At 74.3% G+C, this 12,078-nt stretch carries 11 protein-coding genes and 1 pseudogene; 7 read left to right on the forward strand and 5 right to left on the reverse strand.

All coding sequences use genetic code 11. The features are described from left to right. The first annotated feature begins 207 nt into the window (after window positions 1-207). Window positions 208-801 carry a TetR/AcrR family transcriptional regulator gene (locus tag MCM47_RS27480; protein WP_238864409.1) on the forward strand — a complete coding sequence of 198 codons (594 nt, stop codon included), beginning with the start codon at window positions 208-210 and terminating at the stop codon, window positions 799-801. A gap of 138 nt (window positions 802-939) precedes the next feature. Here MCM47_RS27480 and MCM47_RS27485 read toward each other — a convergent pair whose 3' ends face one another. The 3 genes from MCM47_RS27485 to MCM47_RS27495 all read right to left on the reverse strand — a co-directional run bounded on the left by MCM47_RS27485 (window position 940) and on the right by MCM47_RS27495 (window position 4,257). Continuing rightward, window positions 940-2,163 carry an agmatine/peptidylarginine deiminase gene (locus MCM47_RS27485; RefSeq protein ID WP_238864410.1) on the reverse strand — a complete coding sequence of 408 codons (1,224 nt, stop codon included), beginning with the start codon at window positions 2,161-2,163 and terminating at the stop codon, window positions 940-942. A gap of 163 nt (window positions 2,164-2,326) precedes the next feature. Beyond that, window positions 2,327-3,436, reverse strand: coding sequence for an agmatine/peptidylarginine deiminase (locus MCM47_RS27490; protein ID WP_238864411.1), 1,110 nt, complete (start codon window positions 3,434-3,436; stop codon window positions 2,327-2,329). 242 nt (window positions 3,437-3,678) lie between these two features. After that, window positions 3,679-4,257, reverse strand: a complete 579-nt coding sequence (locus tag MCM47_RS27495) for a TetR/AcrR family transcriptional regulator (protein ID WP_238864412.1) — start codon at window positions 4,255-4,257, stop codon at window positions 3,679-3,681. A gap of 227 nt (window positions 4,258-4,484) precedes the next feature. Between MCM47_RS27495 and MCM47_RS27500 the strand changes: the two genes are divergently transcribed. The 6 genes and pseudogenes from MCM47_RS27500 (at window position 4,485) to MCM47_RS27525 (ending at window position 10,259) form a co-directional block, all read left to right on the forward strand. Next, on the forward strand, window positions 4,485-6,134 hold the full coding sequence (locus tag MCM47_RS27500; RefSeq protein ID WP_238864413.1) for a serine/threonine-protein kinase: 1,650 nt from the start codon (window positions 4,485-4,487) through the stop codon (window positions 6,132-6,134). Between the two features lie 223 nt (window positions 6,135-6,357). After that, window positions 6,358-7,158, forward strand: a complete 801-nt coding sequence (locus MCM47_RS27505; RefSeq protein ID WP_238864414.1) for a GlxA family transcriptional regulator — start codon at window positions 6,358-6,360, stop codon at window positions 7,156-7,158. Between the two features lie 35 nt (window positions 7,159-7,193). Then, complete coding sequence (locus MCM47_RS27510; protein WP_238863051.1) at window positions 7,194-8,078, forward strand: IS5 family transposase; 885 nt, start codon at window positions 7,194-7,196, stop codon at window positions 8,076-8,078. Between the two features lie 22 nt (window positions 8,079-8,100). Beyond that, a pseudogene (locus MCM47_RS27515) lies at window positions 8,101-8,349 on the forward strand (helix-turn-helix domain-containing protein); the annotation flags it as partial. A gap of 45 nt (window positions 8,350-8,394) precedes the next feature. Further along, the gene (locus MCM47_RS27520) at window positions 8,395-9,201 is read left to right on the forward strand and encodes an MBL fold metallo-hydrolase (RefSeq protein ID WP_238864415.1); all 807 of its coding nucleotides are present in this window, start codon (window positions 8,395-8,397) and stop codon (window positions 9,199-9,201) included. Window positions 9,202-9,296: 95 nt separating this feature from the next. Beyond that, the gene (locus tag MCM47_RS27525) at window positions 9,297-10,259 is read left to right on the forward strand and encodes an NAD(P)-dependent alcohol dehydrogenase (protein WP_238864416.1); all 963 of its coding nucleotides are present in this window, start codon (window positions 9,297-9,299) and stop codon (window positions 10,257-10,259) included. A gap of 37 nt (window positions 10,260-10,296) precedes the next feature. Here MCM47_RS27525 and MCM47_RS27530 read toward each other — a convergent pair whose 3' ends face one another. Beyond that, window positions 10,297-10,926, reverse strand: coding sequence for a hypothetical protein (locus MCM47_RS27530; RefSeq protein ID WP_238864417.1), 630 nt, complete (start codon window positions 10,924-10,926; stop codon window positions 10,297-10,299). A gap of 107 nt (window positions 10,927-11,033) precedes the next feature. Continuing rightward, window positions 11,034-12,038, reverse strand: a complete 1,005-nt coding sequence (locus MCM47_RS27535) for a phospholipase (protein WP_238864418.1) — start codon at window positions 12,036-12,038, stop codon at window positions 11,034-11,036. Window positions 12,039-12,078 lie beyond the last annotated feature (40 nt).

A 12,078-nucleotide genomic window follows, 5' to 3' on the forward strand; every position in this document is an offset into this window, starting at 1 on the left:
GAAAGTTCAGTCAAGACTCGGGCGCGACACTTTCGGCCGCCACACTGAGAAGCCCGAAAAATCGACTCAGTCCGTAGACATACCGAATAGCCGCCCCCTGGATCCCAGCCCCGGGCGCCGGCGGCGGAGGCGGCCTGACCCCGAATCCTGAAGATTCAGTCAGCGCTGGAGGCCGCGCAGGCCCGTACGGAGGTAGAGTGAACGCCTGTGTCAGACCGTCGAACAGAGATCGTCAAGGCCGCCACCCGCGTCATCGCGCGGCGCGGCGTCCGCGGACTGAGGGTGGGGGAACTGGCGGCCGAGGCCGGGGTCTCGACCTCGCTGATCTACTACCACTTCTCCGACCGCGCCGGCATCCTCCGCGAGACCCTGGAGTTCATCGGCGAACGGGCCGACCGCTACACCGCGGAACCCGACCCCGCACAGCCCTCCGGCGACCCCAGGACAGAGCTGGAGCAGACCCTGCTCCTGGAACTCCAGGACTCTGCCGAAGTGCGCGAGAACAGCACCGCCTGGGGCGAGTTGAGGGCCAGTGCGGTGTTCGAGTCCGGTCTGCGAGACGACCTCGCCCGGGCCACCCACGGCTGGGTGCACGAGATCGCCGACCTGCTCGGCCGGGCGCACCCGGCCGGCACCGCCCCCGCACACGCCGTGGCCGCGGAACGGCTCACCGCACTCCTGGAGGGGCTCAGCGTGCGCTGGCTGAGCGGCTCGCTCCCTCTCGACCACGCTCGCCACCTGCTCGGCGAGGCGATCGACGCGGAGACGGCACGCTGCCGGCCGGGACATCCCTGCACCTGACCGGACTCTCAGTCGATGCAGAGCCCCCGACGCACGTCGGCGTGGGCCTGCCCCGGCCCACCGACGAGGGCGGAGCCCCCGGACCTCGGGAAGGCTCGGGGGCTCCTGCGCCAGCAGCGCCGGGGGGGGTGACGGGGGTCAGGATGCCGGCGTGCCGGGCTGGTCGTGGGTCGAACAGTGGATCCCGCCGCCACCGGAGGCGATGCCGTCGATCACCACCGGGACGATGTCGCGGCCCGGGAAGTGGTCGCGCAGGATCTGCTGGGCCTGGTCATCGGCCCTGGCGTCGCCGAAGCGCGGCAGGAACAGGGCCTTGTTGGCGACGTAGAAGTTGATGTACGAGGAGACGAAGGCGTCGCCGCGCCCGGTGATCCGGCTCGGATCGGGCTGCGGCAGGTCGATCACCTTCAGCGGCCGGCCGTGGGCGTCGGTCGCGTTCTTCAGCACCTCCCGGGCCTGGGCGGCCGAGCGCGACCAGACGTCGGCGGGCGCCCCGGGGAAGGGCTGGTCCAGCAGGACGACGCCGGGGGCCGCGAAGCGGACCAGGCAGTCCACGTGCGCGTCGGTGATGTCCTGGTCCCGGACGCCGGCGAACCAGATCACCTTGGTGACGCCGAGCGCCTTCCTCAACTCGGCCTCGATCTCGTCCCGGCTCCGGCCCGGGTTGCGGCGCTGGTTGACCACCGAGCTCTCGGTGACCATCAGCGTCCCCTCGCCATCGGTCTCGAGGGAGCCGCCCTCCGCGACCAGCGACGTGCGGACCCGCTCGACCTCGTACTTCCCGAGGACGGCGGCGGCCAGCGCGGAGTCGTTCCCGTGCTCCTTCTGCTTGTTCCCCCAGCCGTTGAAGTTGAGGTCGACGCCCTTGAGCGTGCCGCCGTCCTCGACGAACACGGGCACGGTGTCACGGGCCCACAGGTCGTCGACGGGCAGCGGAACCACCTCGACGTCCTTGCCGCAGGCGTTCTGCGCCGCGTCCACCTGCGCGGGCCGGGCGAACATCACGACCGGCTCGTACGCCCCGACGGCCCGGGCCAGCCGTGCGATGTCCCCGCGGACCTCGGGGAGCTGGTCGCCCCAGATGCCGGTGGACGCGGGCCAGGACATGAAGGTCCGGGCGTGGCTCTCCCACTCGGCGCCGAACCTGCGGCCGGGCGGCGCGCCCGTCCCGCCAGGGGCCGGCCCGGACGCGCCCGGTGCGGACGGCGACGCCGGCCCGGAGGGAAGCCCCTCGTCGGCCCCGTCGGAGGGGGCGCAGGCCGCGGCGCCGAGGGTGAGCAGGCCGGCGCCGGCCGCGGCGCGCAGCACCGTGCGTCGGGAGGGGGTGGCTCGGGCGGCGGAGAACGAGGAGGGACTGGTCACGGAACACTCCGGCTGGACGAGGGTGTGCGGGTTCTGCGGGCGTGGGCCGGTGGCGCCCCCGCCGTGGTCACGGGGGCGGCGAGGGCCGGGGAACGGGAGGGACGGGGAACGGGAGGGACGGCCGGTCCGGACCGCAGGCACCGGCCCGGGGCGGTCCCCGGTGTCACGGGAGCGGCTCCTGCATCGTGGAGCAGTGGATGCCACCGCCTCCGGCCATCAGGCGGTCGACGTCGAGCTGGACGACCTCGCGTCCGGGGAAGGCCTCCGCGAGGGTGCGGCGGGCGGCGTCGTCCCTGACCGCGTCGCCGAACTGGGCCGTGATCACAGCGCCGTTGACCACGTGGAAGTTGAGATACGAGTCGACGAACCGCGGATCGCGGGAGCGGACGGTGTCGGGGCCGTCCACCCGGATCACCCGGAGCCGGCGGCCCCGGGCGTCGGTGGCCCGGGAGAGGATGTCGAACTGCTCGCGGGCGTCGCGGGCCCAGACGTCGTGCCGGTCGGCCGGGGGCAGCTGCACCATGACCACGCCGGGGCGGACGAAGCGCGAGGTGACGTCGATGTGGTCGTCCGTGACGTCCTTGCCCCTGATGCCGGGGACCCAGATCATCCTGTCCGCGCCGTACGCGTCGAGGACGGCCTGCTCGATCTCGTCCCGGCTCATCCCCCGGTTGCGGTTCCTGTTGACCAGGCTGCTCTCGGTGGCCATCAGGGTGCCGTCGCCGTCGGTTTCGACCGAGCCGCCCTCGCCGACGAACTCCGCGCGGGAGAAGGGGAGTCCGAGCATCCCGGCGATGCCGCGCGCGGCCTCGGCGTCGTCGCGGTGGGTCTGCTTGCCGCCCCAGCCGTTGAAGTTGAGGCCGACCGCGTCGAGTCGCCCGTCGCCGTCCCGCCGGAACACCGGGGCGATGTCCCGCATCCACAGGTCGTCGGTGGGGACGTCGTCGGTCACGGTGACCGACGGCCCGCACAGGGAGCGGGCCTGCCGGACGCTGTAGTCGTCCGGAGCGCACAGGGTGACCGGTTCGAAGCGGGCGATCGTCCGTGCGATCAGCGCGATGTCCTGCTGGACGCCGGCCAGCCGGCGGCCCCAGACGGACCTGCGGGAGGGCCAGGACATCCAGGTGCGGGCGTGCGGTGCGTCGTCGCTGTCCACCCACCACTGCGGGAGGTCCCCCTCCGGGTCGCGCCGCGGCGCGCGCTCCGTCGCGGGCGGCGGGGCGCCGAAGAGGCGGCCGAACAGGGAACGGCTGTCACCGCGGGTGTCGCTCATACGGATCTCCAGAATCGAGTATCGCCCACCGGACGGACCGGCGCTCCGCATTCCCCACTGTGGCACTGACTGAATCTTCAGTCAAACACTCGGCCAAGGGTGCACCCGAACCGGACGCATGCCCGGCCACCCCTCCCCGCCGGTATGCGCAACGCCCCGGGCCGGACGGCCCGGGGCCCGTGACCCACGCCCCACCGGCCTGCCGCCGCGTGGCAGGCCGGCGCGGGCTCGGCCGCGCCGGATCAGCTCCGCAGACGCGCCAGCTCGCCGTCGATCGCGCTCGCCATCAGCTCACGCGCATGCTCCAGCGGGAGGCTTCCGCTGAGCCAGCGGACACTCAGCCCCTCCAGCAGCGCCGTCAGCCGCTCCGCGGAGGCGGCGAGGGCGGCGGCCCCGTTCATCGGCCGCACCCGGCCGAGCAGTTCGGCCACCTCCTGCACCCAGACGAGCGTGGCCCGGGCCAGGTCCTCCCGCAGGTCGGGGTCGAACACCGCGCTCGCCCGCAGCTCACCCCAGGCCGTGCTGTTCTCCCGCACCTCGGGGGTGTCCTGGAACTCCAGCAGCAGGGTCTGTTCGAGCTCGCCCCGGGCATCCAGCGGCGGCGCGTCCGGCGCACGCTCGGTCGTGTAGCGCTCGGCCCGGTCGTTGATGAACTCCAGCGTCGAGCGGAGGATCCCCGCGCGGTCCTTGAAGTGGTAGTAGATCAGCGCCGTGGACACCCCGGCCTCCGCGGCCAGCTCCTCCACGCGCAGCCCTCGGACACCGCGCCGGGCGATCACCCGCGCGGCCGCTTCCAGGATCAAGGTTCGACGGTCAGCCACAAGGGATCACCTTACCCGGCAGGCCGTCCCGGAGGTCCCTGCGAGGGCGATCCTGACTGAAACTCCAGTCGGGGCTATGATCCGGTGCGACTCCGGACGCCGGTGCACCGGCGCGCCCTGCCCGGTGCCCCCGCGCGCCCTGCCCGGTGCCCCCGCGCGCCCGGACCGGCCCGCCACCGCGCCACTGCACGTCTCCGTCCCGACCGTTCGACCCGCTGGGAGCCACCATGTCCGCAGAACCCTACGGCGCCGCCGTCTCCTCGGCCTTCCAGACGCTCTCCCCCGACGACCCCGACGCGATCGGCGGCTACCGCCTCTGCGCGCGGCTCGGCGCGGGCGGTATGGGTCGCGTCTACCTCGCCTACACCCCCGGCGGGCGGCCGGTCGCGCTCAAGGCGATCCGGCCCGAACTCGCCGAGGACCCGGAGTTCCGGCACCGTTTCGCGCAGGAGGTCGCCAGCGCCCGGCGCATCCACGGCCTCTACACCGCCCAGGTGGTCGACGCGGGCGCCGAGGCCGCCACCCCCTGGCTCGCCACCGCCTACGTACCCGGTCCTTCGCTCCACCAGGTCGTCGCCCAGCACGGCCCGCTGCCCGAGCGGACCGTCCTGCTCCTCCTCGCCGGCATCGCGGAGGCCCTGCAGGCGATCCACTCCGCGGGCGTCGTCCACCGCGACCTCAAGCCCGGCAACGTCCTCGTCGCGGCCGACGGCCCGCGCGTCATCGACTTCGGGATCGCCCGGGCCGCCGACGCCAGCCCGCTCACCGGCACCGGCCTGCGCATCGGCTCCCCGGGGTTCATGGCCCCGGAGCAGGCCCTCGGCCTGACCGCCACCCCCGCCACCGACGTCTTCGCCCTCGGCGCCCTGCTCTCCTACGTCGGCTCCGGCCGCGCGCCCTTCGGTGACGGCCCCGAGTCCGCCTCCCTCTACCGCGCCGTGCACGAGGAACCCGACCTCTCCCGCCTGCCGCGCGGCCTGCACGACCTGGCGCTGCGCTGTCTGGCCAAGGACCCCGCGGACCGTCCGGACACCGGTTGGCTGATCGAGGCGGCCCGCAGCCACCCGGCCACCGGCGGCGAGCTGCGCTTCTCCGACGACTGGCTGCCCCGACAGGTCAGCACCGAGCTGTACCGCCACAGCAACCTGCCGACCACGCCTCCCCCGCCCGCCACCGCCCTCGACCCCGCCCGGGCCGCGGCGGACGCCCCGACCGCCCGCGTCCACCCCGTCCCCGCCCCGACCCTGCTGCAGCCGGAGCCGCCCCGGCCCGCCCCCGGTCGGCGCAGAGCCGCGGCCACCACCCGCCGCCGTGCCCGCACCGCCCTGCTGACCACCGTCGCCCTCCTGGTCGGCGCCGCGGCGGCCGTCGTGCTCCTGGATCCCGGATACCTCGACGACCTCGACGACCAGACCGTCGCCGCCACCGGCAGTCTCCCCCCGACCAGCGGCGCCGCCGCGCCGTCCGCCTCCGCCACGTCCGCTCAGCCGACCACGGCGCCCGGCTACACGGTCGCCTTCAGCAACCTCGAACTCACCTCCCCCGACCAGTTCCACGAGTTCGACCTCAGAGCGGGGAAGGTGGTCCCCCAGGACACTGCCCCCTGGTACCTGGGGCGGCACGCGGGTGAGTTCTACATCCCCGAGGACAGCGACGCCCACATCGCCCCGACCGGCACGCTCACGCTGGCCGACTGCCTCAAGGGCATCGAGACCCAGCCCGTCTCCGGCCTGCCCTTCGCGCGCCTGCGTGCCGACCGCGCGTTCTGCGTCCGGGCCCCGGGCAGCCAGGACGTCGCGATCATCCGGACCCTCGGCACCGCCACCGACGACGGCCCGGTCAGGATCTCCGTCACCTCCTACCGCCGCACCGCCTGACCACCCCGAACGGCCCTTCGCCGCGAGGAGGTCGCACGACGGCGCGGCCCGGAGCGCCGGCGGTCACGGCCCGGACGCCCCGCCCGAGCCCCGGGCGGGCGCCGCCAGGTCCCGCCAGGTCCCGCCCGGTCCCGCCCGGTCTCGCCCGCGCGAGCGGCCGATGGCCGGATCCGACAGAACCCCGTCATTGCGGACACCTCCGGCCCGGCGGAAGGATCGCCGCATGCCCGAACCGCGCACCGTCGTCATCGCCGCCTTCCCCGGCGTCGAACTACTGGAGGTGACCGGCCCCGCCGAGGTGTTCTCGATCGCCTCGCGCCTGGTGGCCGGGGACGCCCCCGCCTACCGTGTCGAGGTCGCCGCCCCGCAGGCCGGCCCGCTGCCCACCGCCGCCGGGATCGACCTGGTCGCGGCGCGGTCGCTGGCGGAGGTGGGCCCCGGCGTCGACACCCTCCTGGTGGCCGGGGCGATGACCACCGCGGACGGTCGGCACGAGGCGGTCGTCGATCCCGACGTCGTCGCGTGGCTGGCCACGGCGGCCCCGGCGGCGCGGCGCGTCGGCGGGGTGTGCGCGGGCGTCCACCTGCTGGCGGCGGCCGGGCTCCTCGCCGGTCTGCCCGCGACCACCCACTGGCTCACCGCCGACCGACTGGCCGCGGAGTACCCGGACGTCGCGGTCGACCCCGAGCCGATCTTCATCCGCGCCGGCCGGACCTGGACCTGCGCCGGCGTGACCTCCGCCCTGGACCTCGCCCTCGCCATGGTGGCCGAGGACCTCGGCCCCGCGCTCGCCCTCGACGCCGCCCGCGCCATGGTCATGTACGTCAAGCGCCCCGGCGGTCAGAGCCAGTTCAGCGTGCCGCTCTCCCTCCAGACGACGGCCGACGACCGGATCGACGGGCTCCGCCGCTGGATCGACGACAACCTCGCCGCCCGGATCTCGGTCGAGACCATGGCCGCCCGCCTGCACCTGAGAAGGTGTTGGGTAATTGATCAACTGCATGGCGTGATGCGCTGGCGATGATCTTCGTGGGTGACGGGTCCGCGAAGATCACCACCATGTGTGCCTGTTCCTGCAAGCCGTCCTATGACTCGTCGTTGACGGACGCTCAGTGGGCGGTGATCGAGCCGCTGCTGCCCGGGCGGGATCCGCGCCGGGGTGGCCGTCCGTTGAAGTTCCCTCGTCGACTCGTCGTGGACAGCGTCTTGTACGTGCTGGTCACGGGCTGTGCGTGGCGGCTGCTGCCCCACGATCTCGCGCCGTGGGATGCGGCCTACCGGTGGTTCCGCGCCTGGACGGCGGACGGGACCTGGGACCGGGTCCACGATGCGCTGCGCGAGCGGCTCCGGGTGGCGGACGGCCGAGATCCGCAGCCGTCGGCGGCGGTGCTGGACTCACAATCCGTGCGCAGTCACCAGGGCGGCGAGGCCATCGGCTACGACGCGGGCAAGCGCGTTCGGGGCCGCAAGCGGCACCTTCTGGTGGACACCTGCGGCCTCGTGCTGCGGGCGGTCGTGCACTCGGCCTCGGTGCAGGAGCGCGCCGGGGCGAAGCTGGTCCTCGCCGGTGTCCGCGATGCGTTTCCGCAGGTCGGACTGGTGTGGGTGGACGGGGGCTACGTCAACGCGATCGATGCGGGGCTCGTCGGCTGGGCGGCGGAGCGGGAGAACCTGGAGATCGTCGCGGTGCCCCGGAATGCGGATGTGAAAGGCTTCCAGGTGCTGCCCCGCAGGTGGGTGGTCGAGCGGACATTCTCCTGGCTGGGACGGTGCAGACGGTTGGCACGGGACTACGAGCGCAAGACCGCGCACGCCGAAGCGATGATCAAGGTCGCGATGATCCGCCTCATGGCCGCCCGCCTCGCCGACGAGACGATCGAACCCCACGGCCCCATCGAGATCGAAGCAGCCCGCCGCCTCGCCGACGACCTCACGAGCGAGTGATCACCCAGTTACCCAACACTTTCTGAGCGTGCGGCACTTCGCCCGCGTCTTCCGCGAGTCCACCGGCCGCACCCCCGCCGACTACCTGGAGGCGGTCCGGGTGGAGGCCGCCCGCCGCCTCCTGGAGGAGTCCGCGCACGGCCTGCCCGACATCGCGGCGGCCAGCGGACTCGGGTCGGTCGAGACGCTGCACCGGGCCTTCCGCCGGCGGCTGGGCACCACCCCGGCCGAGTACCGGCGCCGGTTCCACCCCCACCCGTCCACCCGTTGAACCCCCCGACCCACCCTCAGCCCCGCCTCCCGGAGGAGTCTCCCGTTGTCCCGTACCGAGGTCGTCGCCCTGCCCGTCGTGGGCCGGCGAGCAGTCAACGCCCACCTGTTGCTCGGCCGCCACCCGATCATCGTCGACGCCGGAACCCCCGGCAGCGGCCCGCGGATCGTCGAACAGGTCGCCGCGCACGGCGTCGACCCGCGCGACGTCCGCCTCATCGTCGTCACCCACGGCCACCTCGACCACTTCGGCTCCGCCGCCGAACTGCGCCGGCTCACCGGCGCGCCGATCGCCGCGCACGCCGCCGACCTGGGGCCCTACCGGTCCGGGCGGGGCCGCCTGCCGTACCTGCCCACCGGGCCGATGGGGCGGCTGATGGCCCGGAACCGGAAGCTCCACGAACCGGCCGAGCCGTTCGAACCCGACATCGTCCTGACCGGAGAGACCGACGTCTCGGACTTCGGCGTCGACGGCCGCATCATCCCCACCCCGGGCCACACCGCCGGGTCCGTCTCGCTCCTCACCGACGACGGGGACCTGGTGGCCGGCGACCTCGTCGCCAACTCCTTCCTGGGCCTGCTCCCGGGCCGGCCCGCCAACCCGCCCTTCCATGACGACCCGCTCGCCAACCTCGCCAGCCTCCGGGCGATGCTCGCCCTCGGGCCCGCCCGGCTCCACGTCGGCCACGGCGCGCCGCTCGACCCGGCTCGGGTGGACCGCTGGGCGAGGGCCGAGCAGCGCAGGCTCGGCCGGCGGGCGGCCCGAGGCCGCCTGCCGTCGAGGCCCGGGGACGGGGAGGCCGCGCCCGCCACGGCCGGATCCCCGGCCCCCGCGGCCGGCGAGGAGGTGTAGCGGGCCGGAACCGGCCCCGGGGCGTCGGGCGCGGCGCGCCGCGGGGGCGTACCGGCCGGCCGCCGGGCGCCGTAGGCTACTGCGTCATGAGAGCCATGGCGCAACGCAGTTGGAAGGCCGGCGAACGGCTGGAACTCGTGGAGCTGCCCACACCCGAGCCGCGCAAGGGGGAGGTCCGGGTCGGCGTGCGGGCCGCCGGGGTGAACCCGATCGACTGGAAGATGCGCAGCTACGGTCCGCTGCGGCTGGCCGGCCGGGTGCTGGGGCCGAGGCCTCCGGTGGTCGTGGGGATGGACTTCGCCGGGGTGGTCGACGCGGTCGGCCCGGGGGTCACGGGCTTCGCGCCGGGCGACCGCGTGGTGGGCGGGACCGACTTCTCCCGGCGGCAGCGCGGCTCGTACGCCGACTCGGTGGTGGTGCGCGCGGACCAGCTCTGCCCGGTCCCCGACTCGGTCGACCTCACCGTGGCCGCCGCCCTCCCGGTGAGCGGGGTGACCGCCCGGATGGCGGTGGTGGAGCTGGGCCGGATCCGCCGGGTGCAGCCGGCCGAGCGGCGGGTGCTGGTCCTGGGCGCCTCCGGGGCCGTGGGCCAGTTCGCGGTGCAGATCGCCAGGTCGGAGGGGGCCTTCACGGTCGGGGTCTGTTCGGCGCGGAACACGGAGCTGGTCGGCGGCCTGGGCGCCGATGCGGTGATCGACTACGGATCGGGTGACGCGCTGGCCCAGGCCCGCGCCCACGGCCCCTTCCACCTCGTCATCGACTGCGTGGGCGGCTACTCCGCCGCCGGCTGCCGGGCGCTGCTGTCCGCCCGGGGCCTCCACATCATGGTGGCGGGCGACGACCCGGCCTCCCTCCTGCAACTGCTCGTCGCACCGCGGCGCTCCCGGAGCATCCTCGGCAGGCCCACCGGCCGGCGGCTGGAACCCCTGGTGGCGGCGGTGGCCGACGGCAGCCTCCGGGTCTCCCTCGCGCAGACCCTGCCGCTCACCGAAGCCGAGGAGGCGCACCGGCTCAGCCGGAGCGGCCGGATGACGGGCAAGCTGATCCTGCTGCCCTGAGGCCCGCCCGCCGGACCTGTCGGACGCCCCGGACCCGTCAGGCGCCGTGGGCCAGTCGGCGGCCCTGGTCCAGGAAGGCCGTGAGGCCGCCGACGTCGCCGAGTTCGCGGACCGTCCGGGCGGCGCCGAACGGCGCGTTCCAGAACCCGCCCGGCCGCGGCGGGGTGTGCGGGCCGACGTAGGCGTAGGGCTCCGGTTGGAAGGCGTCGCCCGGCGAGACGCCGTAGTTCACCTCGTCGACGGTCACCCCGATGTCGAAGTGCTCGGGCCAGATGACCGGGTCCGCGCCCGTGAACAGCCCGCGGAGCGCGGCGTCGCCGAGTGCGAAGCAGTCCGCGATCCGGCGGGCGGCGGACGGGTCCGCCTCCACCGGGTCGTCGGCCGCGACGCCCGGCCCGTCGTGGTACAGCCCGGCGGGAGCGCCGACCGCGAGCCCCAGGGCCGTGCCGAGCTCGCTGCAGGTGGTCCGTTCGAGGGACAGCACCCGCCCGGGCGCGACCAGCTCCGCGCCGACCACCCGCAGTTCCGGCTCGACGACGGTGGCGAAGCCGCCCGGACGGGCGCGCAGCCGGATCGTGCCGCCGGCCCGGTACTGCGGCCCGGCCAGGACCAGCTCCGCCACCGCGTGCAGGGCCCGGCGCGTACGTACGAGCGTCTCGGTGTCCATGGGGGCATGGTCCCAGAAGCCCGGCCCCCCGGCCCGGGGATCCCTCACCCCGGCGGGAGGCGGACGGGCCCGCGGGCGCGGCGCAGCGCCCACGGGCCCGGGTGCCGCTATCGGAACAGGCGGTCACCGCCGCTGGCCATCCGATGGGTGCCGCGGTGGCGGTTCACCCAGTCGCGGACGAGGTTGACGGCATTGGCGCACTGCCAGCCGTTGTCGTACTCGCGCACTCCGGTGAAGGCGCCGTAGCCCGCGATGATGCCGTCCACGCGCGCATCGCCCAGCAGCTTGTCGACGTACCACGGGTCGTTGTAGGTGGTCGTCCAGGAGAGCGTGGCCGCGAGCTGGCCGGCGGCACGGTCGCCGGCGCCCTTCTTCAGCTCCGCGCAGGTGTTGTAGGTGACCTCCGTGCAGTTGCCGAACCCCTTGGTGATGTCGCTGTCGCCGTAGTCCATCACCCGGTGGCCGGCCGGGAATCCGGAGCCGGACCGGTCGAAGGCGTTGCGGACCTGGTCGCGGGTCCCGGTGGTGGTGATGCCCTCCAGGGGGCCGAGCCTGCCCTCCAGGCTCTTCCAGCCGCGGCCGCCGACGTCCGGGGTGTTGCCGCCGTGGTACTCGTAGAAGCCGTAGAGCACCTGGATCCCGGCGGCCGTCAGCCGCTGCGCCTTGTCGCGCAGGCCGGCGACGCTGCACCCGCGGTTCTGCTGCTCGCCGCAGTAGTTCGGGTCCTTGACGTCCAGCCAGACCAGTGCGAGCCGACGCCCCGCGTTGGCGTTGGACACGATGCGGTCGATCATGCTGTCGAAGCTCGGGCCCAGCCGGTTGTCACCGGCCGAGGAGCAGTCGTGGTAGGCGCGCCATTCGTTGGGGTTCCACCAGGCGCAGACATCGATCTCGATGCCGTTCGCGCCGTGGTTGAGGGCGGCGTCCACGCCGTCCAGGGTGTCGACCCGGTGCGCGATGGCGTAGATCGGGTGGCGCTGGTCGGCTGCGGCCGCGGCCGCAGCCGCCGGGGTCGTACCGACCGCGCCGGTGCCGATGATCCCGCACAGCGCCGCCATCAGCGCCGGTAGCGTCCGCGTGCGGCCGGTGGTGCGCCCGGGGTGAGAGGTCACGGAAGACACTCCTTCTTGTCGGTGTCCTGACAGGGAGCCT

Source organism: Kitasatospora sp. A2-31, from assembly GCF_022288725.1.
Classification (GTDB): domain Bacteria; phylum Actinomycetota; class Actinomycetes; order Streptomycetales; family Streptomycetaceae; genus Kitasatospora.

Excerpts from the sequence above, each read along its gene's own strand:
- MCM47_RS27505 (WP_238864414.1), top strand. The coding sequence starts at position 6,358 with ATGCCCGAACCGCGCACCGTCGTCATCGCCGCCTTCCCCGGCGTCGAA.
- MCM47_RS27525 (WP_238864416.1), top strand. The coding sequence starts at position 9,297 with ATGGCGCAACGCAGTTGGAAGGCCGGCGAACGGCTGGAACTCGTGGAG.
- MCM47_RS27500 (WP_238864413.1), top strand. The coding sequence starts at position 4,485 with ATGTCCGCAGAACCCTACGGCGCCGCCGTCTCCTCGGCCTTCCAGACG.
- MCM47_RS27490 (WP_238864411.1), bottom strand. The coding sequence starts at position 3,436 with ATGAGCGACACCCGCGGTGACAGCCGTTCCCTGTTCGGCCGCCTCTTC.
- MCM47_RS27530 (WP_238864417.1), bottom strand. The coding sequence starts at position 10,926 with ATGGACACCGAGACGCTCGTACGTACGCGCCGGGCCCTGCACGCGGTG.
- MCM47_RS27510 (WP_238863051.1), top strand. The coding sequence starts at position 7,194 with ATGTGTGCCTGTTCCTGCAAGCCGTCCTATGACTCGTCGTTGACGGAC.